Source organism: Acidisphaera sp. S103 (assembly GCF_009765975.1).
In the GTDB taxonomy this organism is placed as follows: Bacteria; Pseudomonadota; Alphaproteobacteria; order Acetobacterales; family Acetobacteraceae; genus Rhodopila.
On record NZ_LMUJ01000116.1, the window covers coordinates 12,987 to 34,732 of the forward strand.

The 21,746-nt window shown below is 62.2% G+C and carries 20 protein-coding genes; 7 read left to right on the plus strand and 13 right to left on the minus strand.

The window, feature by feature from the left end:
* A partial coding sequence (locus tag GSQ89_RS38950) for a hypothetical protein (RefSeq protein WP_216856662.1) occupies positions 1 to 537 on the plus strand: 537 nt, incomplete at its 5' end.
* 9 nt (positions 538 to 546) lie between these two features.
* On the plus strand, positions 547 to 1,203 hold the full coding sequence (locus tag GSQ89_RS38075) for an AAA family ATPase (protein ID WP_158933322.1): 657 nt from the start codon (positions 547 to 549) through the stop codon (positions 1,201 to 1,203).
* Between the two features lie 56 nt (positions 1,204 to 1,259).
* On the opposite strand, the gene GSQ89_RS38080 is transcribed toward GSQ89_RS38075, so the two are convergent.
* Together GSQ89_RS38080 and GSQ89_RS38085 are read right to left on the minus strand one after the other, a co-directional pair.
* Positions 1,260 to 2,564 (minus strand): Hint domain-containing protein, encoded by a 1,305-nt coding sequence (locus GSQ89_RS38080; protein ID WP_158933323.1) that lies wholly within the window; start codon positions 2,562 to 2,564, stop codon positions 1,260 to 1,262.
* An 87-nt stretch (positions 2,565 to 2,651) separates the two neighbouring features.
* On the minus strand, positions 2,652 to 3,284 hold the full coding sequence (locus tag GSQ89_RS38085; RefSeq protein ID WP_158933324.1) for a tyrosine-type recombinase/integrase: 633 nt from the start codon (positions 3,282 to 3,284) through the stop codon (positions 2,652 to 2,654).
* Between the two features lie 69 nt (positions 3,285 to 3,353).
* Here GSQ89_RS38085 and GSQ89_RS38090 point away from each other — a divergent pair, with 69 nt between their 5' ends.
* From GSQ89_RS38090 to GSQ89_RS38100, 3 genes are all read left to right on the plus strand, one after another.
* A complete protein-coding gene (locus GSQ89_RS38090) occupies positions 3,354 to 6,383 on the plus strand; it encodes a Tn3 family transposase (RefSeq protein WP_158933325.1) in 3,030 nt (1,009 codons plus the stop codon).
* A 71-nt stretch (positions 6,384 to 6,454) separates the two neighbouring features.
* Positions 6,455 to 7,369 (plus strand): YcjX family protein, encoded by a 915-nt coding sequence (locus tag GSQ89_RS38095; RefSeq protein WP_254073578.1) that lies wholly within the window; start codon positions 6,455 to 6,457, stop codon positions 7,367 to 7,369.
* Entirely contained in the window at positions 7,366 to 8,340 is a 975-nt protein-coding gene (locus GSQ89_RS38100) for a DUF697 domain-containing protein (RefSeq protein ID WP_158933326.1), read from the plus strand. Before GSQ89_RS38095 ends, GSQ89_RS38100 begins: the two co-directional genes overlap by 4 nt.
* A gap of 36 nt (positions 8,341 to 8,376) precedes the next feature.
* Here GSQ89_RS38100 and GSQ89_RS38105 read toward each other — a convergent pair whose 3' ends face one another.
* The 9 genes from GSQ89_RS38105 to traA all read right to left on the minus strand — a co-directional run bounded on the left by GSQ89_RS38105 (position 8,377) and on the right by traA (position 19,958).
* Positions 8,377 to 9,333: a tyrosine-type recombinase/integrase gene (locus GSQ89_RS38105; RefSeq protein WP_158933327.1), complete on the minus strand. Its 957-nt coding sequence runs from the start codon at positions 9,331 to 9,333 to the stop codon at positions 8,377 to 8,379.
* Complete coding sequence (locus GSQ89_RS38110; RefSeq protein ID WP_158933328.1) at positions 9,323 to 10,336, minus strand: hypothetical protein; 1,014 nt, start codon at positions 10,334 to 10,336, stop codon at positions 9,323 to 9,325. Before GSQ89_RS38110 ends, GSQ89_RS38105 begins: the two co-directional genes overlap by 11 nt.
* 20 nt (positions 10,337 to 10,356) lie before the next feature.
* A complete protein-coding gene (locus GSQ89_RS38115; RefSeq protein WP_174254985.1) occupies positions 10,357 to 12,894 on the minus strand; it encodes a DEAD/DEAH box helicase family protein in 2,538 nt (845 codons plus the stop codon).
* Positions 12,887 to 14,518 (minus strand): Eco57I restriction-modification methylase domain-containing protein, encoded by a 1,632-nt coding sequence (locus GSQ89_RS38120; protein ID WP_158933329.1) that lies wholly within the window; start codon positions 14,516 to 14,518, stop codon positions 12,887 to 12,889. The genes GSQ89_RS38115 and GSQ89_RS38120 overlap by 8 nt, the downstream gene beginning before the upstream one ends.
* Complete coding sequence (locus GSQ89_RS38125) at positions 14,508 to 15,182, minus strand: N-6 DNA methylase (protein WP_371734343.1); 675 nt, start codon at positions 15,180 to 15,182, stop codon at positions 14,508 to 14,510. Before GSQ89_RS38125 ends, GSQ89_RS38120 begins: the two co-directional genes overlap by 11 nt.
* Positions 15,161 to 15,589, minus strand: a complete 429-nt coding sequence (locus GSQ89_RS38130; RefSeq protein WP_158933330.1) for a type II toxin-antitoxin system VapC family toxin — start codon at positions 15,587 to 15,589, stop codon at positions 15,161 to 15,163. Before GSQ89_RS38130 ends, GSQ89_RS38125 begins: the two co-directional genes overlap by 22 nt.
* Entirely contained in the window at positions 15,586 to 15,834 is a 249-nt protein-coding gene (locus GSQ89_RS38135; RefSeq protein ID WP_158933331.1) for a FitA-like ribbon-helix-helix domain-containing protein, read from the minus strand. Before GSQ89_RS38135 ends, GSQ89_RS38130 begins: the two co-directional genes overlap by 4 nt.
* A 318-nt stretch (positions 15,835 to 16,152) precedes the next feature.
* Positions 16,153 to 16,893: a DUF6118 family protein gene (locus GSQ89_RS38140; RefSeq protein ID WP_158933332.1), complete on the minus strand. Its 741-nt coding sequence runs from the start codon at positions 16,891 to 16,893 to the stop codon at positions 16,153 to 16,155.
* Positions 16,894 to 16,895: 2 nt separating this feature from the next.
* On the minus strand, positions 16,896 to 19,958 hold the full coding sequence (gene traA / locus GSQ89_RS38145) for a Ti-type conjugative transfer relaxase TraA (RefSeq protein WP_158933333.1): 3,063 nt from the start codon (positions 19,956 to 19,958) through the stop codon (positions 16,896 to 16,898).
* A 178-nt stretch (positions 19,959 to 20,136) separates the two neighbouring features.
* Between traA and traD the strand changes: the two genes are divergently transcribed.
* Both traD and GSQ89_RS38155 read left to right on the plus strand, forming a co-directional pair.
* Positions 20,137 to 20,475, plus strand: coding sequence for a conjugal transfer protein TraD (traD, locus tag GSQ89_RS38150; RefSeq protein ID WP_158933334.1), 339 nt, complete (start codon positions 20,137 to 20,139; stop codon positions 20,473 to 20,475).
* A gap of 13 nt (positions 20,476 to 20,488) precedes the next feature.
* On the plus strand, positions 20,489 to 20,791 hold the full coding sequence (locus GSQ89_RS38155; RefSeq protein WP_158933335.1) for a conjugal transfer protein TraD: 303 nt from the start codon (positions 20,489 to 20,491) through the stop codon (positions 20,789 to 20,791).
* 47 nt (positions 20,792 to 20,838) lie between these two features.
* Here GSQ89_RS38155 and GSQ89_RS38160 read toward each other — a convergent pair whose 3' ends face one another.
* Together GSQ89_RS38160 and GSQ89_RS38165 are read right to left on the minus strand one after the other, a co-directional pair.
* Positions 20,839 to 21,087, minus strand: coding sequence for a hypothetical protein (locus tag GSQ89_RS38160; RefSeq protein ID WP_158933336.1), 249 nt, complete (start codon positions 21,085 to 21,087; stop codon positions 20,839 to 20,841).
* 48 nt (positions 21,088 to 21,135) lie between these two features.
* A complete protein-coding gene (locus GSQ89_RS38165; RefSeq protein WP_158933337.1) occupies positions 21,136 to 21,633 on the minus strand; it encodes a hypothetical protein in 498 nt (165 codons plus the stop codon).
* Positions 21,634 to 21,746: the final 113 nt, after the last annotated feature.

The following is a 21,746-nucleotide window of genomic DNA, read 5'->3' on the forward strand; positions in this document are numbered from 1 at the left end:
GTCGAAAGCCAGGTCCAGTTTGGCATCATTGGCCCGAATGGGCAGTTTATCAACGGTGCGAACGGTCAGCCGCTGATCTTCAATGCGTTCGAGCCGAACGATGTGCAGGCGGTCTATCGCTTCAATACATTCTCGATGAACGTGCAGACGACTCTGGACCGCGACACGATGTCGCTCGCCCTGGTTCTCGGCAACCAGACGACCACCGGCGGAATACCGTCGTCAGCCACGTTCGATACGGTCACCGCGGAGTGGCGACATTCGTTGCGGCCTGATCTGGCGCTGGATTCGTCGATAACCTATTCGACTCAGACACAAACCGGGGGGCAGCAATGCTTCGGTACGCTGCTGTCCGTGTGCGGGGGGCCGAATCTCGGTGACAGCACGTCATATCTGGCCACCTCGGTCCTGACCTACACGCTGAACGATAGCCTGAGCACGCATGTGCGGTTTTCGTTTTATGATAGGATGTCCCCTCTGGTAATCGACCGCTTCTATCAGAGCCTGCTCCTCGTCGGCTTCACCAAAACCTTCTGATCGCACATCGTGTTCGACAAATTCTACAACCTCACCGGCCTACCGTTCCTGCTGACGCCCGACACGCGATTCTTCTTCGGATCGGCCGGGCACAGCCGGGCGATCGCGCACCTGGTGTACGGGCTGTCGCAGCAGGAAGGTTTCATCGTCATCACTGGCGAGGTGGGGGCGGGGAAGACCACACTGACCGAACAATTGTGGTCGCAGTTGGATCGCAACACCTATGTCGTCGCGCGCGTGGTGACGACCCAGGTGTCGGGCGACGACCTGTTGCGTCTGGCGATGGCGAATTTCGGGCTGGGCGACACGCCGGGCACCGACAAATCCACATTGCTGCGGCGATTCGAGCATATGGTGCGCGACCAGCGCAAGCAGGGAAGGCGCTGCTTGCTGGTGATCGATGAAGTGCAGACCCTGTCGCTGACGGCGATGGAGGAACTGCGCATGCTGTCCAACATCACAGTCGACGGCCGCGCGTCGGTGCAGACCATTCTGCTGGGTCAGCCGCAGTTTCGCCCCATCCTGGCCAGCAAGGACTGGGAGCAGCTTCGCCAACGCGTCCTATCATCTGGGTCCGCTGTCCGCAAGCTGCGCGGCTGCGGGCAGCCTGCACCTTCGTGTGGCGATCGAATTTTGCCAGCGCCTGGTCGAGCAGCACCTCATTGATGGTGGCCGCGGCAAGAACCGGATCCGCCTCCCGGTTGCTGTCAGATGGCCATACTTCACACGCGTCTCGCCCCGGCCTCCTTCGCCGCGATTGGGAGTGGATAGGGCACGGTCTCGGCCACCTCCACCTCCAGCACAAGAGGTCCCGGTCCAGCCTCCATCACCGGAACGACTGCGTCGCCCTTCGTCCAACGGCGCAGCGTGGTCGCGGCGTGCCACTCGGGCTCCCACCAGCCATCGGCCAGCAGCGGATGATCGAGTGGGACCGGCAAGACCGCGCCGCCGCAGCGAATGGTCATTGCGCGCAGTTGCACACCCAGTCGCCGGTTATCTGCGACCCACGGCGACGTTTTGTGCCGTTCAGCGCGGCGCGACACCAGGCGCACCTCCGACGTATTGCGTGCGATCAGGAAGATGTAGCAGCCATGGGCGACGCTTACCGGTGCGCAGCGGCGACCGTCCACCATCAGATGCAGAGCCGGATTGTCGGTGGTCTCCGGCATCGGTGGCACGGCCAGCCCCATCTGCTCTGCCCGCGCGACCAAGGTCCGCCAGATCGGCTCGACCACGGTCGGCTGGTCCGCAAAGGGCGTGCAGGATTCCATCTTCCGGCGGGCCTGGTCATTTGTGATGTCGGGATGCAGGATCGCCGGCAGGCCAACATTCTCGAACATCGCGCGATTGCCGGTATCCAGATAGGATTCGGTTTCGAGCCCCTCGGCCAGCAGAATGTCATGCGCGTCGAGTTCGACGTGATAGTAGGTCACGGAGCGGCAATCGATCTCGCGCGTGACACTGGCGTCGTTGCGCAGGAGTTTGATCGGGATCAGCAGGCCGTGCAGCAACACCGCATGATCGGGGGACAGGCGCAGCGTACGCGACGGCACGCCCTCGGCGAAAGCACCCGCCGCGATGCGGATCGGCTGCACCTGGCCGGGGGCGGGATGCCGGGCCGGGTCGATGGTGCGGCAGCCAATCCAGCGCACCGGACGAACGTCGCCAGACGCGGTGCGCACCAGATCGCCGGTTTGCAGCGCCTCGACCGTGACCGAACCGCTCGGTGTGGCGATGCGGGTGCCCGCGACGAAGCAGGGGACGATGTCGGTCCCGCCGTTGCCGTCCGACACGATGACCAGTGAGATGGCGGAGGTGAGCGGGAACGAACCGCCGGCGAAGCTGAGTTCACCCCCGGCATCGCTGACCGAGGCGGGGGCGATGCCGGCCAGGTCGATCGTGTCCCCGGCGGCGAAGCCGGTGACGGAGCCTGCCGCGCTTTCCGGGGTGCCGAGCAGCAGGGACGCGCCGCTGCCGGCGATGACGCCGGTCACGTCCAGTGTGCTGCCAGCTTCGATGGTGACCAAACCGGGGGTGTAAGCCCAAACCGCCGAAAATTCCGTCTGCCGACGATTGCGGCAGCCAGCCGCTGTTATGGCCGGGATCGCTGACGTTCAGTCGGACCAAAAGGCCCTGAAGCGGTCGGGCCTCAATTCAGTATATCGAGTGGTGTGTTCGATATTGCGATGGCCCAGATAATGTTGGATCGACCGTGTGTCCTGTCCGTCGTTGGCGAGTTTGTAGCCGGTGGCGTGGCGCAGCATGTGCGGGTGTACCGGGAACTCGATACCAGCCCGCTGTCCGGCCCGCCCGACGATCTTGCGCACCGTGTCGGCGGTGAGCGGCGCCTTGCGCTCGCTGACGAACACGTAGCCTGTATCCGGATAATCCCGCTGCAGGCGGCGGAGGGTTCGCAACTCCGGTCCGCGCAAAGGATGAACCGACGCGATGCCGTGCTTGAGCCGGGTGACATGCAGGAGCCCCTGGCGGAGATCAGCCTGATCCCAGCGCAAACTGACGAGTTCGGACACGCGCAGGCCGTGGCGGTAGGCGAGAAGAATCAACGCGGCATCCCGCGTGCCATGCCGGCCGACAGCGGCCGCTGCTGCGATCATCGCTGTCACCTCCCGGTCTGACAGATATTCTCGGCTCCGGTAGGCAGCATTTGCCTTGCGAATGGGAACTTTCCGGTTTTCGAGGGCTGGCGGGGTATGCTCCACGGGCCTGGAACCCGCCTGGATGCTCATGGCGCAATCCAATCTTTCCGTTTATCACCTATTATACGGAAAGTATGCCCGACGGGAATCACGAAACCGATGGCGAACAAGAGCGAGCGCCTGGCCGTCCTGTCGGATGCTGAGCAATTCGCCCTGTACGGGCTGCCCGACTTCGACGACCGGCAGCGGCTGACCTATCTGTCGTTGTCCGGACCGGAACTGACTCTTGCCTCCAGCCGCCCTGGCCTCCACACCCAGGTCTGGTGTGCCCTGCAAATCGGCTACTTCAAGGCCAAGCACGCTTTCTTCCGCTTCACCTGGGATGACGCAGAGGACGATTGTATGTTCGTCCTGATCCGCTATTTCAAAGATCAACCGTTCCACGGCCAAACCATTACTAAACATGAACACTATGCCCAGCGCACAATGATCGCAGAGTTGTTCGGCTACCGCCTGTGGTCGGCGGACTTCCTCACGCAACTCGCCCACCAGGCCACCCAAATCGTGCGGCGCGATGTCACGCCAGGGTTCATCGTCGCCGAACTCATCGCCTGGTTCAACGAGCGCAAGATCATCCGCCCCGGCTACACGACATTGCAGACGCTTATCAGCAAGGCCTTGTCCGCGGAGCGCGGGCGTTTGGGAGGCCTGCTCGCCAGCATGCTGGACGATGCGGCGCGGAAGGCGCTCGCCCAGCTACTGACGCGCGACGACACCTTGTCGGAGTTGGCGGCGCTCAGGCAGGACGCCAAAAACTTCAGGTGGCGTCAGATGGCGAACGAACGAGAGAAGCGCGCCAGGTTGGAACCGTTGTATCTGATCGCCAGGACACTGCTGCCTGAGCTTGCGATCTCGCAGCGCAATCTGCACCATTACGCGAGCCTGGCAAATTTCTACACGGTCTACGATCTACGCCGACTCAAGACCGAGCAGACACATCTGTACTTGCTTTGCTACGCCTGGCAGCGCTACCGGCAACTCACCGACAATCTCGTCGACGCCTTAAGCTATCACATGAAGCAGATCGAAGACGAGAGCAAGGCGCGGACAAATAAGCAATTCGTTGCCGAACAGGAGCGGCGCGAGCAGGAAACGCCGCGGGTCGGGCGCCTGCTGTTGCTCTATGTCGATGACACGGTCGCCGACACCACGCCATTTGGCGCAGTGCGCCAGCACGCGTTCAAGATCATGCCGCGCGAAGCGTTGCAGATCGCCGGCCTGCGCCTGAGCGAGAAATCGGGGAGCAAGCTGGCCATGCGTTGGCAGGTTGTCGACGGGCTCGCGGAGCGTATCCGACGCCACCTACGCCCGCTCTACGGGGCACTCGATTTCTCCAGTGGCGCACCAGCTAATCCGTGGCTCGCCGCGCTCGCCTGGATGCGGAACGTATTCGGCAGACAGCAACGTCTGTCGCAGCGCCCGCTCGCCGAATGCCCTGAAGTAACTCTACCCAAACCCCTGCGCCCCTATTTGCTGAGGTTCGATGCGGACGGGACGCCGACAGCCGTGCATGCCGACCGTTACGAGTTCTGGGTCTACCGGCAAATCAGAAAACGCCTCAAATCGGGTGAAATCTACCTGAACGACAGCCTGCAGCACCGCCGCTTCACCGATGAACTCGTCTCGCTCGAAGAGAAGGCGGACGTGCTCGCCCAGTTGGACATTCCCTGGCTGCGCCAGCCGATCAATATACAGCTCAAAGCCCTGTCGGTGGAATTACACGAGCAATGGCTGGCCTTGGAACGTGAGCTGCGTCAGGGAAAGCTTAAGCATTTTGACTACGACAGCAAAACCGGGGCACTCACGTGGCGCCGCCCCAAGGCCGACAACGATGCCGCACATCAGGACAGCTTCTATGAGCAGCTGGCATTCTGCGATATCGCCGACGTGGTCCGCTTTACCAACGAACAATGCCAGGTCCTGTCGGCGCTGACACCGCTGCAGCCGCGCTACGTCAAACAGGCCGCCGACGTGGACAGCGTTATGGCTGTCATCATCGCCCAGGCGATGAACCACGGCAACCTCGTCATGGCGAAAACCAGCGACATTGCCTACCATCTTCTGGAAACGACCTATCAGCAATATCTGCGTCAGGCTTCGCTGCAAGCAGCCAATGACCGGATCAGCAATGGTATCGCGGCACTCCCCATTTTTCCGCACTACTCATTCGGACTCGACACGCTCTACGGCAGCGTCGACGGTCAGAAGTTCGGTGTGGAACGGCCGACCGTGAAGGCGCGTCACTCACGCAAATATTTCGGCCGCGGCACGGGTGTCGTCGCCTACACGCTGCTGTGCAATCATGTCCCGCTGCAAGGCTGGATTATCGGCGCGCATGAGTTCGAAGCCCATCATGTGTTCGACATCTGGTATCGCAATACATCGGATATCGTTCCGACCGCGATTACTGGCGACATGCACAGCGTCAACAAGGCCAACTTCGCAGTCCTGCATTGGTTTGGACCGCGCTTCGAACCACGTTTCACCGATCTGGAAGCGCAACTGAAGGAACTCTATTGCGCCGACGACACGTCGCTGTATGAGAAATTCCTCATCCGGCCTGTTGGCCAGGTCGACCTGCCAGCCATCGTGAATGAGAAACCCAACATCGATCAGATCGTGGCGACGCTGGGCCTGAAGGAAATGACGCAAGGCACCCTGATCAGGAAGCTGTGCACCTACACCCAACCGAACCCGACGCGGCACGCGATCTTCGAATTCGACAAGCTGGTCCGCAGCATCTACACCTTGCGGTACCTACGTAATCCACAGTTGCAACGCGACGTCCAACGCTCGCAGAATCGGCTCGAATCCTATCACCAATTACGCTCGGCCATTGCCCAGGTCGGCGGCAAGAAGGAACTTACCGGCAGGACCGACATTGAAATCGAGATCAGCAACCAATGCGCGAGGCTGATCGCGAATGCGATCATCTACTACAACTCCGCCATCTTGTCGCGATTGCTGCTCAAGTACGGGACGAGCCCGAGTCTGAAAACCCTCGCCATGATCAAAAAGGTCTCGCCGGCGGCGTGGCGCCATATCCATCTGAACGGACGTTATAGCTTTCGCGATAGCGGGCAGGTGATAGACCTGGATGCGATCGTGGCGGGGCTGAATTTGGCCTGACGGAATTTTCGGCGGTTTGGGCTTACACCCCCATCGTCGACTACCCGGGGGAGTGGCTGCTTGACCTGCCCCTGCTCGATCAAACCTATCAAGAATGGTCTCGCCAGACGCTTGAGTTGCTACGCATTGAGCCGCGGCTCAGCTGTGCGGCGGTGTTCCAGGCCTACGTGAGGACGACGCTCCATCCCGAGCAGCCCGCCCAGGACCAACTTATTCACCGCGCCCACATCCTATACAAACAGGCTCTTAAAGCCTGCCAAGCTGAACATGGCCTTCGCTACCTCCAGCCCGGACGCTTCCTATGCCCTGGGTCGGAGGGCACCGAGATGCCTTTCCTATGGTTCTTCCCGATGGCAGTGCCGAGCGGACCGCCGAAACCCGGCAGCGTCGCGGAACTGCTGATCGACCGCTTTGATCGTTACAAGCAGCATGTGAAGGCGCGGTTCGTCACGCCGCATTTCAAGCGCTTCAACCGCCAGGTCCTGCTGGTCGACGTGCTGACCCCGCTCTATGCCGGGCAGGCCGCCTTCGAGGACACCGCCCGTGCCATCGCCGAGGTGACGCGCTCCATGGCAGCCCACAAGATCGCCAGGGTCTGTGTTGCCGCTACTAAGGCCGATCACGTCCCCGAACTCTCCCGCGCCAATCTTAGCGAGCTGGTGGCTGTGCTGGCCAGGGATGCCACCAAGCCCAAGACGTCCGACTCTGTCCGGTTCAAGACCGTCGCCTCAATCAACTCAACCCAGGAAGGCCTAGGAAAGATCGGTAACAACGACGTCGCGGTGGTTAAGGGCATGGTTGACGGGGAATTGCGGCCGTTCTTCGTGGGCCAAGTACCGTCGATCTGGCCACCCGCCAGCTTTTGGGAGCGCAAATTCTTCCAACTGCCGGTCTTTCAACCCCGCCCCTACGACCCTGCAAGTGGCGTCATCCCGCATCTCGGCCTCGACCTCGTCCTCACCGACCTCATTGGTGATCTGCTATGAGCGACGGACCCCGCTTTCTTGATGAGCACGGCCACGACGAGCCATCGGCCAGCATGCCAAACTCCGCGCACGGCCTGGACCGAAATAGGGCCATTCCGGAACCGCCCGCAGGGCCGATGCTCCTTAAGGCCGATCCTGCGCTACCGAACAAATTACCCGATCTGCAGAGCGCCACCGCCATCAACCCACCAACCACACGCGTAGGCACCGGCCTGTTGATCACCTTCGGCCTCATGGGGCTATTGACGACCTGGGTTGCCATTTCGATCGTCTCCTTCGTCATGCAGGAGTTCCGGGTTGCACTCGCTCTGGGAGTCGTTACCTCGGCCTGCTTTGTCGTGAGCCTGGCGCTGCTCATGCTGGCCACGGCCCGCGAACTCCGCGCCTGGCAGGCCCTTTCCAAGGTAGGTCGGCTGCGACGCGTACTGTCGGCCAATCTGGCCGACCGCGACAACACGCTGGGCGCAGCGTTGGATTGGTTGATCCTGGCCGGGCGACACCTCCCCGAAGCGTCGCAAACCCAAATCGTGTTGCAGGAGGCGGGATCGGCCGCCGAAATTCGGGCGCTTGTCCGACTGAAGATTGTCGCTCCGTTGGAGGCCAGCGCGACGCTGCTTGGCAAGAACGCCGCCATGCAAAGTGCCGCTTTGATCGCGATTTGCCCGCATAAAGGATTGGAAGGTCTTATTGCTGGCGGGCGTGGTGTGCTGCTGATCCGGCAGATTGCCGTGCTCTACGGCTTACGGCCAGGATTGGCAGTCACAATCTCCCTGCTCCGCCATGTGGCTTGGACGGCGGTCGGCACGGCCGGCGTTACCGAGCTGACGGAAAATGTCGTTAGTTGGACGACGACGGACATGCCGTTCGTCAAGCACATCGCTGGCGCGCTCGGCGGAAGCGCGGTCGACGCGGTGCGGATGATACGTCTGGCCCGCGCCGCCTCGCGCGCCTGCTGTCCGGTGGCGTCGTGACATGAAGACGTTAAGTCGTGCCATCCACCGACGCGATCAAATGGCAATCTTCTCGACCTCGTCGAGGGAAATCTCATCGCTCCGCCGATCATAGAGCTTGGTCGTCCGCGGCGAGGCATGGTTGGCGATCGTCTGCGCATGCTCCAGCGTACCCTTGTTTTTCAGGTAGGCGGTGATGCCCGTCGCCCGGAACGTGTGATTGCCGATTTTGGTGGCGATGCCGGCGGCAGCCGCGCGACGCTGGATCATCCGGTAAACGTCCTGCTGCCATAGGGGATGCGCCGCGCCGGTCTTGCGGCCGGTGGTGCGGAACAGTGGCTCGTCCGGTTCGCCGGCGATGCCGGCGGCGGCGAGGTAGTCGTCAAGGATCTGTTCCAGGCTGTGGTGACAGGGCACCGCATGCTCGTTGCCGCCCTTTTCGTGCAGCCGCACCCAGCCGCGCCGTCCCTGGGTGAAGTAGTCCTTCACCTTCATGCCGATGACCGCGTTCACGCGTGCGAAAGTGTAGACCATGACGCCGATCAGCGCGCGGTCGCGCAGGCCGATCAGCGTGTCGATCGGGATGGCATCCAGCAGGGCGCGTGCCTCATCGGCGGTCAGCACGGGCGTCTTGCCCTTCTTCACCACGTATTTGGGGCCGCGCACCGCGTGCGCGGGGTTCGCGTCCATGACGTGGCCGGTCACCAGCCAGTCGAACAGCATCCGCAACGCGGCCAAATGCTGCTTCACCGTGGGCGGGGTGAACTGACCCTGAAGCTCCTTGACGAACGCGGCGACGTGGATCGGCTGCACGGCCGCGAGTTCATCGAGGCCATGATCCTCGCACCATGCCGCGAAACGCCGTGTGGCGTTCAGATAGGCTTTGCGGGTGTGGTCGTTGTTAATCTGGGCGGTGAAAAACTCCAGCACGCGCTTCGCCGCCTTCGGCGTCGGCATGAACAGCGTGGCAGGAATCAGGCCAGGCGATGGGGCAATGATGAGGTCAGCCACCATATTTCCTCCGCCACGTCGCTTTTGCATCGACCAAATCGCCAAACCACCCTTCGATCCCTTCCAGGTAATCAGCGAGCCTTTCCATCGCGGCGGCGAACGCGCGGATGTTCACCAGCTTGAGGTCTGGGCTGAGCCAAGGCGTGCCAACAGCGGTGCCACGGCGGTCACCTGGCTTCAGCTTTCTGGTGGCATAGCGAAAGCTTTCCCCATTCGGGTCGTGTTCGTGCAGCTGGCGGATATACGAATCGATCCCAAGGAGGTCATCGTCAGGAAAGGGAGGGTTGGGCACGAGAGCGCAGACCGGATTCAGCAACGGACGGGCGGCAGCCCAAAGCCGGGCAAGATCATGCCCTCCGAGTGCCTTGCGATCGCCGTCCGTGAGTTCGCGATCGAGCAGCGAGGCCGCAACGCTGACAATAGCCTTGAGAATCAACTCGACGTGGTGCCGATAGAGATAGACGATCGGGTAGATCAGAAAATCCTGATCACTGCCGGTTTCGCACACATGCTCGGCCAGACGCAAACCCGCGCGGCGGAAGCCGACGGTGTAGACGTAATCGACTTCAATCCAATGGCTGATGGACGCGTTGGCCTCGAAATCTTCGCCGGGGCCGAACAGGACATCCGCCGCGCGCGGCGGCGGTAACGACCCGATGACTGATTCGCTTTCGTCGCTCATGATCTCGAATCCATAGAGTGTGATAAAGGAGGTTATAACACTCTTTGGCAGCAATTCAACGAGTGGACATGGCGGGGAGGGTTCGTTCTCTTTTAGCACCCTTACGGTCGAGGTCGCCTTCATGCGAGCAAGGAAGTGGGGGTCTATTATAGACTTGTTCGCAATCAGAAGCTCCGCCTGGCTATCAGGAGCAGCAGGGACGACGCCGCCGTACTCGCATTCCCAGCGCCCATCGACAAAGCGCACGGGGATTCTTAGAAGCTTGCCGGAAGACAATTTCTTCATGTGCTGTGCTGCCCGCTTCATGAACGGGATGGGTTCCATCTACCCCGCGACACCACCTTTTACTCCCTCTCCACCACGGTGTCGTAGAGCCCGTAATGCGTGAGCCCTTTATGGCTCTCAATGCCCGTGTAACGCAGAGAGGCGTCCTCGTAGCGGCGGAATGCGAACACCGCCTGGTTCATCTGCTCGGTGTTGAACACTTTGAGGCGCACGAGCAAATGGAAATCGGCCACCGTCAGGCCAGTGACGGTCAAGAACAAGTCCGGTTCCAGCTTGGTGATCACGTCCTGTAAGGTATTTTCTCGGAAATCTGTCAGGTACATGAACGCTGGGATGCGCGTCGCGAATTTTATAAGCTTCTCTTGAACAAGTTTGCGCTTGGACTTGTATTCTTTCTCTTCGTCGGTGAGCTGCTTCTTCTCACTATCGGTCAGCGGCTTGTCCTGAGCCTTGTTCTTGAGTCCCTTGACCTTATCACTCTTGTTAATAATGGTCTCGATGACGTTGTCGCCCAACGCGCGCCAGCCCTCGATGCGCTCTACGGCGGCCATCGCCTCAGGGCTGTCCAGAATTCGACGCAGCGTATCGTTGTCCACATTCACCAGCAGCGCGCTCTCCCATTTACGCGCCAACAGCGTTGCCGACGTGCCCGCCATCGCAATATCAAGAATGCCGCCCGCATCGATCTGCGTCATGTTCGCGCCGTCGTAGGCCAGCACAGGGAGGAATGACACGAGGTCTCTTACGGCGTTCTCCGGATTCTGTTCGTTTGGGGAAAGTCCGATGCCATACTCGGAGAGCTGGCGGAGCGCGCGCGTGGGTGCGAAGTCAAACACATAGCACACCGGCTTCAGAATTTCTTCTTCGTTCGGATTGTTGCCATTCGGGTTCTTAATGGACCACGGAGACTGCACACGGAACGCCGCCTGGAAATAGGACTCGGGCGACTTCAGGTTGCGCAGCATTAGGATGGACGACCATTGGGATACGGTCACGCCGGTCGTGAGTTTTCCGCACGAGAGCGTTATGGTTTTGGTATCAAATCCGCCTCCGATCGCTTTGCGTACCGGGGGCAGCGCCGCGAGGCCGATCCCCGCCGAAGCCCCTGCCGCCACGACGACCTTGTAACCGTGCCAAAAAGTGTTGTGCTTTTCGGCCAGCAGGTGCGCCATAGCATGGCAGGCAGCGACGTTGGGCAGGAACCAGAACGCGTGCTGCAAATATGGCAGCAGGCGCACATCCGAGTACGGGAACGGCGGCCGTGTGCCGGTTTTGAGATGCTCGACCGCCGCGGGCGCGTACGAACCCCGGATAATATCCAGCCATTTCTGCACGTCGCTCTTGTGCGTGAACTGTGTTGCCTTACCCGTCCCCTTGGCCTCAAAGAACGCGTTAAGATCGAACTCGTCAAATTCGCCGGCACTGGCGATGGCCACCAGTTCGTCCGGCATTTGGTAGGTGAGCAGACGCATTTGCGGCAGCGCGCCGTAGGGATTCAACTTGCCGGAATTCTGCGCCGCGAACGCCTCCTTGGCGCGCTGCTCGTCGGTATATGTCCAGTTGAAGATCTGCTCTTCGATAAACTCTCCCGTAGCCAGTGCCTTGAACGGCGTGCCGGAAAGATAGAGGTAGGCCTTGGTCGTGATGGGGAGGAAGTCTGTCTCCTTCTCTGACAGCACGGTGAAGTCCTCGTTTACCCCCGCCAGTCCGGGGCCGTATTCAAGCTTGGTCTCCTTCTTCGCGACAGCATCGTCCTCGCCCTCGAACAACTCCTTCGCTGTGTCGCGCCAGGCACCAAAGTGGTATTCGTCGAACACCACAAGGTCCCAATTAACGGCATGAAGCCATTCGTTCTTGGCCTTGATATTGCCAGCCGAGTCGTGGCCGAGCAGGTCCTGGAAAGAACCGAAATAGACGACCGGCTTCCTGGAATCGATCTGCGTCGGATCGCTGCCAGAGGACCTCGAGAGATACTGCCAGCCGTCGAAGTCCTTGTGATTTTCCAAGTCCGTCTGCCACGCATCTTCCACGGCGGGTTTGAAGGTCAGCACGAGAATGCGCTTCGCACCAATCTTCTTGGTGAGCTGATAGGTTGTGAAAGTCTTGCCGAAGCGCATCTTGGCGTTCCATAAAAAGCGCGGTGCGGCGTGCTTGTCCTCGTTCCAGATGGAATGGAAGTAGGCGTGCGTCTTGTTCACCGCCTCGGCCTGCTCGCGGCGCATCGGAAACGTTTCGGAATGCGTCCCACTGAACTTCTGGCCGGTGTGGAGTTCGGTGAGGACTGTCTTAACGTCCGCGATCGAACAGCGCATCCACTCCAAACCAACCTTCTTCACACCCTTCTTGGCGAGGGCGCCGCGCACCTGATGATCGGTGAAGATGGACCCGTCGTCGCGCTCGGCGGGCTCGTTCAGCACGATGGTGTAATTCTTGATGGCAGCGGTCTTCAATTGCTCGGAAACGCGCAGTGCCACATCGCGCGTGGTTTGCCCGACTTTCAGTTGTCCCTTATGCGCCAGATCATCGATTGCATAAGCATAAATGCGCGGCCGGGCTACAGGCTTTGGTGTAAGGATATCGTCGATAGTTTTACCCATCCTCAGTGTCTCCACTAAGGTCCATTGGTCGGACGACTTTTTCAATAAAAGTCACTTCATCCGCCGTAATGCCGTACTTCCTGTACAGATCTTCGTCTGTCCACCTCCTAGTCCACTTTTGTGTTGGCACGAAGGTGTAGACCTTTCGCGTCGTATCCTGCGATGGCTTGTGAAGAAGAATCAGAAGGCGGGTCAACCGACAAGTGAGGTATGACAATGCGCTTTCAGCTTCGCCCCTCGACTCGAATGGGCCGATACAAATGTAAGTCTCCGATGAGATCGTACCCGGCTCCCCTATAAATGGCGTGCTTATGATTCGGTGGGGATAGGTGTCTTTATTGCCTGTGCCAGGCGCTGCTCTTCCTACAAAAATTTTCCACTTATCGATATAGCGGGCACCACTCGATATCGAGCTTCTTGCTACGTATCCCGTTCCTCCATTTTGGTAAATGAGAACGTCATTAGTGCTCCTACTACGCTTGCCTTTGAACGTTGTCTCAAACCCAAATGGCTTTCTCGAACTGACCAACCGATCGAAGCGGGAGTCCTCGGGCATGGCAGGCGAACTGAAAGTTCCAGTCTCCACCCCTTTAACTTTCTTAAGAATCGACAACCCTTCGTTGAAGCGGACGAACACTTCTACGCCCTCTTCAAGAAGCGGACGACTGGCTGTCGAGATCGGCCAGTCCTTGAAATGGGTGGTGACTTGGCAGGGTCCGGGATTTTCCCGGTCCCAAAGGAAGTAACAAACTCCTCCTTTCAGACCCACTCCCGGGAAGACATCAGATGCGCTGAGAAAGTCATCAATTGAGCGTAGGCGATCATCAGAGAGCATCGACTCTCTGAATTCGTCCAGCCCCTTGCCGCCTGAAAACCAACGGGCTGGGATAACCATCGACAAGTAGCGTGGCTCCAACGCTTTAGCTTGCGTTACAAAGTGCTGGTAGATCGGCGCTGCGCTTGTCCCAAAACCATCGTCGCTAAGCTGGTACGGCGGGTTGCCAATAATGATGTCGAATTGCATGTCTCCTCCAAATAACTCGACGATGCGAGTTTTGATGTCGTCGGCGTGAATGAAAGCATATGCGTGGGTTTCTAACCCCTCACCCCGATCCAGAGCTTCTTTGCTTGCGCCGCAAAAAGTGCATCGGCCGTTGTGCCAGGAATGCTCCGTCCGTTCGAACCAGATGTTCCCGGCCTCGCTGGTGAAGCTTCTGCCGATGGAGTGCTTGCCGTCGGCATGCTTCGAGCAATAGACGCTGCGCCGTGCTAGCAGACTGGTAAGCTGCGTGATGCCTATACCGAACACCTGTTTCGTCAAAATATGATCGACGCGCTCCTGAAGGTCCGGAATTTCACCGGCTAATCCCGTGTTGAAGCGACTGGTGATCTCGCGCAGGAAGACACCGGATTTCGTGAATGGGTCGAGGCACTTTACCTTTTGGTCCGCCCATATGTTCGCTCCATCGTGGTCGGCCGCCCAGGCGTCAGCTAGCGTGTCCAGCATCCGGTTTGCGAACTCGGGCGGCGTGAACACCTCGTCGTTCGAAAGGTTCGCTATGCACGTCAGCACATCCGGGTTCCGGCCGCGCAGAGCAAAGGCTGCCTGCAACTCAGCAGCCATCCGCTAACCCCTTTACCGTCATCGTCGGGTAAGTTCTGATTGGTGTGAACAACTCGTGTTTGCCCAACTGGGCAAACAGCGAGCCTTCAGCGCTAAACGCCGAAGCCCCCGTAAGGACGTCGAGGCGGAAGTCACGCCGCTGGAACTTGCCCTTGCCGAGGTAGCCCCACTCGGAAAAGCTGATTGGTTGGCCGTCGCGGGAGCGCATCGTCAGCGCGTCACCGTGCACAAGATTCTGCGACAACACATTGAATGCGGCGCGGTATAGGTCGTTCGATCCATCGACATTCAGATAGTCAGCGAAGACTTCGAGCAGGTTGGCGCGGCACTCGGCAATGTTGTCGACAAGCAGTTCGACGCCATAGATGCACATCAGGGCGAGCAGCGCGTAGTGCCGCCGCTCGAACTCGGACTTGCCATAGCTCACCTCAACGGTGGCCAGCTTGCTCTGCAAGACTGGCACAAGAAAATTTCCGCTGCCGCATGCAGGCTCCAGAACACGGGAGTCGATGCGCTCGGTCTCACCCTTGACGAGGTCGAGCATTCTTTCGACTAGCCACCGAGGCGTGAGAACCTCCCCGTGGTCAGCAACTCGCTTCTTGGATTTGATTATATTCATTTGGGAAGCCGTTGTGGTCGTCATCAGATTCCCCTGGCTGTCCATGGGTTAACCACGTCTATTCCGCAGCCTTCGAAATCCGGCACGTTGCGTGTAGCGAGAGCCGCACCGCGCGACCTCGCAATAGCGGCAATCTGAGCGTCGGCCTGGGAAATCGGTCGGCCGGCCTGGCGGCGCTGAGCGGCAATCTCGGCGAAGGCAATCGCGGCTGGGCTATCAAACGGCAGGATGCGTCCGCCAAAATCTTCCCCGATCATGCCTTCGATCTCTGCAACAAGAGCCGCCTGGCGCTTGCCGGGTGGCATGATTTTCGCGCCGTAGCGCAGTTCAGCCTCGGTAATGGCGGATATGAACACGCTGGCTTCAGGCTGGTCCGCCAGCCATTGCTCAACAGCAGCTTCCGGCGCCGGACGCATCAGCTCAGATAGGATGTTGGTGTCGAGAACTATCATTCGTCGAACGTGGGCGGAGCACGCATGGCGTCGCGCGGTATGGCCGGCAGCTCGACCCCGCCAAGCGGCGCGAAGCGTGCGCGTATGGCGGCGGCCAGATTGCGCTGGCGTCGGGGCTCACGGCTGAGCGCAGAGCGCAGAATGTCACGCGCCTCGTCCTCCATCGAGCGACCATGAACAGCCGCCTGCACGCGCAGGCGGGACTTCAGCGAATCATCGAGGTTGCGGATGGTGATGCTACCCATAATGCCCCTCTGCCATCAGTGATGCGATTATAAGCAGTGATTTCACGAAAGGACCATGCCCCCGGCCTGCGCGACGCTTCGACCGGGGCACGCGCGTGCCCCGGTAATCGTTCGCACGGGAATGACATGCTGCTTTACAGTCAGCTTGTGTGGGTTGCCGGGCTGAGTTTTCTCGAACCTCATGGTGGTGAACCTACTAAATCGTGCGCGTGAGCGTCACCGGCTAGCAACCGTCATGCCGCCAAACCGGGACCCGCCCAGGGACCGCATAATCGGCACTATGTAGAAGTCAGCCATGGACGCCGCCTCTTGCCTCCCTCATCGGCCCTGCTGGCCTGCGTTGCCACCATGCAACGGAGGATGGGATGCTGCTGATGCTGGCAAGGTGGTTATGCTCCCCTCCTGGCCGGGCTGGATGGATCGCACGGCGACCGCCGCCTCGCATAACGCGGTCGTCTGCTCGCCGCACGCTTCGTAGAGCCGCACCATTTTGTCGAACGAGGCCGGGCTGGCCTCGTCCATCAGCATTTCGCCCGCCTGCCACCGGGTGCCGCCGATCAGCGAGGCGGCGATCCCGTCGCCCACGCTCCGCGGCAATAGTCCCGCCGCCACATACCAAAGCCCCACGCCGACAATAAGACCGAACGCGCCGACGATGAGCAGCCAGATCCGCTGCTCCTGCCGCTCATGTACCCGGCCGGTCAGCGCCTTCAGGTCGCGAGCAGCCGCCCGGGCCTCCTGCACCGCCTCGACAAACGGCCGGCTGATGGTGCTGACGGCGCTGTGGGCAACGCTGTCGATCTCGGTGCGGAAACGTGCCGGCGTCAGCGTCAGCGCCGGCTGTTGCTCCACCGCCTCCAACCGCCCGACGATGGCCTGCAACGCCTTCTCCATCTGACCGAGCGTCGGGCTGTAGTCCGGCGCACCGGGTTCGGTCTGCTGGCCCTGGCGATAGACCAGTTCGACCCCGCGCCGCAGTGCCGCCACTTCTTCCCGCAACGCCTCGAACGCCCGCACGGCGTCGCCGTCGTCCTCCGGCTCGTGAACCGCATCGTCCATGATCACATCCCCAGGCTCGGGCCGTGGTCACGTCCACGCGCCCGCTCCAGCCCGACCTGGCGCATCAGCCGCTCGGTCACCTCTGGCGCCAGCACCACCCGCTCCAGCCGCGATCCCTTTTCCACCCCGAATTCCGCTCCTCGGCCGCGCAGCACGTCCTCCATCTGCGGGTCCTGCTTCAGTGCCTGCGCATACGTCTCCAGGCGCTGCGTCACCGCCCGCGCCGCATCCCAGTCGTAACGGCCGGCGGCCTGGTCGTGCGCCTGCTCCAGTGCGGCCCAACCGCGCACCACCTCCCGGACACGTTGGTCCAGCGCCTGCCGGTCCTGCCGCACCTGCGCCGCCGCCGCGATAAGCGCCTGGCGGCCATCCTTGGTCTCGATCCTGTGCGCCAGCACCGGTGCGACCTCCAACGCCCCCCCCACGTCCCGGCCGGTCCCCGCACCGAACGCCTCCAGCGCGCGGTCTGCCGCCTGCAACGCCTGCTCCTGGTGCGGCAGCACCGGCAGACTCTTCCGCCGCATCCGCTCGGCATCGCCCCAGGCCTGCGCATACGCCGCCGCCAGCCGCTCCAGCTCTGCCTGCTGGCGTTCCTGTTCCGTCACCACCACGCGCGCCGGTGTGGACTCGACCGGCGGCACCAGCCGCTCGGGCTCCGGGACCACCTCCGAGGTTCGGCCGGCGCCCAACCTGAGCCCGCTGAACTTGCCCCGCCTGGCCGCCGGCCTCGGGGCCTCTTGCGCAGGTTCCGCCGCCACCTGGCGCCCCTGCACGATGATCTCGCTCTCTGGCACCAGCCCGCGCCGTTCGGCATAGGCCCGCACCGAGTCGCCCGACTCGGGGCGAATCTCGGGTTGCCGCGCCGTTCCCCCCGCCGCCAGCCCGTAATCCAGACTGGTGTCCTTCAGCCGCTCCCGCCCCAGCACCCGGGCCAGCCGTTCCCGGCTGCCCATCTCATCCGCACTCCAGTGCAGATCCACCTGCTCCCGGTGCCGGCTCAGCCCGACATAGGCCGCGTGCCGGTCCATGTGACCGGTCGCCAACACATGCGTCCGGTCCACCGTCACCCCCTGGCTCTTATGCACCGTCGCCGCGTAGCCGTGGTCGATATGTCCGTAGTCCTTCACGTCGAAGCCAACCACCCGCCCGTCGTCCAGCCGCACCGTCAGTCGCTCGCCCTGCCCCGGCGCAGGCCCGGCGATCTCGACGACCGTGCCAAGCGTGCCGTTCTTCACCCCCAGCCCGCGCTCATTCCGCAGGAAATACACCCGGTCCCCCGCCGCGAAATCCCGCCCCCCGCGCTCCGTCTGCATCCGGTAGTCCGCACCCAGTTCGCCGGCCGCCTGGCGCACCGCCCGCGCCCGCTCATTCAGATCCCGCACGTCCACCCGCCGATACGCCAACATGATCTGCCGCGCCTCGGGCGCCTCCTGCCGTGCCGCATCCCACCCAGCGATCATCGCCGCCTTCGCGTCGTCCAGCGTGGCGTGTCCTTGCACCATTCCGGCCGCCTCGTAGCGCGCCAGCGCATCTCCCGTCCGCCCGGTCGCCAACTCCCGCGTCGCCGCCTGCTGCCAGGCCTCGCGCTGGCGCCGCACCTCGGTGATTTCCACCGCCCCGACCCGCTCGGCGATTGCCCGGAACGCCGCCCCCGCCTCGATCGCCTGCAACTGCTCCGGGTCGCCCACCAGCACCACCTTTGCCCCGGCGACCTGCGCCTGCGACAGCAGCCGTTCCATCTGCCGTGAGCCGATCATCCCGGCCTCGTCCACCACCAGCACGTCACGGTCGGTCAATTTCTCCCGGCCCTGCTCCCACTGGAACAGCAGGCTGTGCACCGTCCGGCTGGCGATCCCTGCCCCGCCCTCCAGCTGCTCCGCCGCGATCCCCGACAGCGCCGCTCCAAGTACCCGGTAGCCGTCCGCCTCCCACACCGCCCGCGCCTCGCCCAGCATCGTGCTCTTGCCGGTCCCGGCGTAGCCCACAACCACGGTAAGATCCTGCGCCTGCGTCACGTGCCGGAACGCCAACACCTGCTCCCGCCCCAGTGTGCTGGACTCCGTCAGCCGCCGCCGTAGATTGACCCGGTGCCCCTGACGCTCGGCCAGCGCCCCCGCCGCCTGCTCCATCCGCTGCTCGGTCGCCAGCATCGCCCGCGTGGTGAACCGTTCCCGCTCGTGCCCGTCCGTGCCAAGCCGCACCAGTTCCGGTGACGCCTCCACCCTGGCCATCGCCATGGCGAATTGCTCAGCGTCCGCCGTGTGCCGGTCCACCAGCCGCGCCAGGTCCCGCCGGGTGAACGTGCTCTGCTGTCGGGTCAGCGCTTCAAGCGCCAGTCCGGGATCGGCGATGATCCGCTCGCCGTTCCGCCGCGCCAGGGCTTCGTGCTCCGCCGCTCGCTCGGCGTCTTCGCCGCGGGCCTCGCGCCGTGCGCCCGCCGGCCCGATCTTGTTCTGCGGCTCCAGTGCGATCCCCTGCGCCGCATACGACCGGTGATCGATTGTTATGTCGTGCCCCAGTGCCAGCAGCCGTTCATTGCTCAGCTCCGCCCACCGCTCCCGCCACGTCCGCAGCAGGCCCACGTCGTTCCAGTCGCGCTGCTTCTTGCCGAACCCGTCGCCCTCGACCGCCCGCATCGACAGCATGACATGCGCGTGCGGCTTCACCTCCCCGTCTGGATCGCTCGGCCAATGTACGTTGAGGTCAGCCACCATCCCGCGCACCACGAACTGCTCGCGCACGAAATCCTGCGCCAGCGCGATCCCTTCGGCTTGCGACAACTCGCGCGGCAGGGCGAATTCTATCTCGCGCGCCAGCACCGCGTCCTTGCGCCGTTCGATCGCCTCCACTTCGTTCCACAGTGTCGAGCGGTCCAACCAGCGGTCCGGAGACCCCTCGGGTGCGATGATCTCCGAATGCACCACACCGTCCTTGGCCCGGTAGTCGAACGTCTGGCCAAGGCGCGCGTCCTCCAGCGCGGACGCTGAGCGGTAGGCGGCAGCAGCCACCGCGCTCCGCCCGTGCGAGCGTTGGATTACCTTGGCCGAGAAGTGATAGATCGCCATGCCGTGGGCGGGTCTCGTGATCTGGTCTCTCTCTGTTGGTCAGGCTATCGCCTGACCGCGCACGTTGCAACGCAACGTTTAAGCGCGCACTTCACAAACAGCTCCGTTTCACTCCGCTGTGAGTGACGGCACTCTTCGGGTCCGCTATCCTGCGCCAACCCTGCGATAGGAGAGATTAATGCGCAAGCCCGTGGCACTGGATGGACAGATCAAGGCGCTTCAGGAAAAGGCCCTCGCCCTGAAGGATCGGCAGAAAACACAGTTGGGTGAACTGGTGCTGGCAACCGGCGCCGATGCCCTGTCCCTGGAGGCTTTGGCCGGGGCGCTGCTCGCCGCCGTTAAGCAGGCTGCGGAAAAACCCGAGGCCGTCGCGAGGTGGGCTGAAGCCGGTGAGGCCTTCTTTCGGAGCGACAGCAAGCCGGGCACCCGGGGAAAGGGGAACGGGGTTGGTGACACTCCGCCAGCAACTCCAAGCCACAGCACGCTTCCTGCGACGGGTGACAGTCCAGCGCCATAGGTTGGAGGCCCGGATGGCTCGCTTTGATACCCGCGACTGGGCCAAGGCACGCCGCGAACGCACGCGTCATCTGATCGAACTCGGGGGCCTGGTGCAGAAGGCCGGGCTGGTTGAGTTGGCCGACGATGACCGTGCCACCCTGCTCGGCGCGTTTCTGGAACTGGCCGACCGGCTTCAAGAGGACGAACACCAAGGGGGCCGTCAGGCCGATCAGCTGGCACGGTGGCGACGACGAGGGTCGCGGGCGTTCGATGCCGACCGCGACGCCGCAGCAGCCACGACAGCACCCCATAGCCCGGACCAAGCGGCCGTGTGAAAGCCTGGCCGATCACACGAGCCTCGTCCCATGATCCGGGTTGCCTCTCAGCCCAGCGATGGCAACGGCGGCAACGTTGACCGGCCGGCTGGCCTTGGCCTCTCGCGATTGCGCTTCAACCGGCCGGGCTGATAGGCCATCGACTGGTCGCGCGTGGGCCAGTGCCGCGTGGCGAACTGACTGATCAGCGTCGGTGCGGCGCCGACCTGCTCGCCGATGGATTTGTAGGTGGCGCCCTCATCGTAGAGCCGGCGGGCAAGCACCGCGTCCCAGATTGTCGTGCCGAGCTTGGGCATTGATCCTCCGCCTGCTTATGCGGTCATCGACGTTTCCCGCGCTGTCAATCAGCCCCAGCGGCGCTTGCGGTATTCGAGGAGCGTTGCCGCGACATCGGGATTTTTGCCGCCGAGCGAAAGGGCGGTCGCCTTGCGGGGCGGCGCCTCCGGGGCAGGTGGCACGGCGGCGGGGGCAGGCTGGGCAACCAAGACCGGCGGAGCCCGCGCCGGCGTGGGTTTGGGCTTGGCCGCGTGCCTCACGCGGGGCGGATCGCGCTGCCAGGGAACCCGATCACCGATCTGCCACTCAGGCAGCAGCACGCCATAAAGCTGGGGCCGGTATCCCGAATAGCCCGTCACCATGATCGGCGAGCCATCACGCATCGTCAGCCGATACACACCGGCGACAACCAGCTCTGGTTTGCGGCGTTTGAACATCTGCTTCAGCAAGTGCGTGTACTCGCCCTTTTGCATTGGGCGGTCGTAAACCTCGAAAAACCAGCGATGAAACGTCCAGCTCTCCCGACCGAGCCACCAGGCGGGATCTTCACTGTCGGCACCATCCATTACCCAAGCTCCTCCTTGTCCAATGCCTTGATCACGGAAACCAGTCCCTGAGCACCCGATCCTCAGTGCAAGCGACCGGGCCGGGCTACTCCTCTATGGCAGTGAAGCGGCGG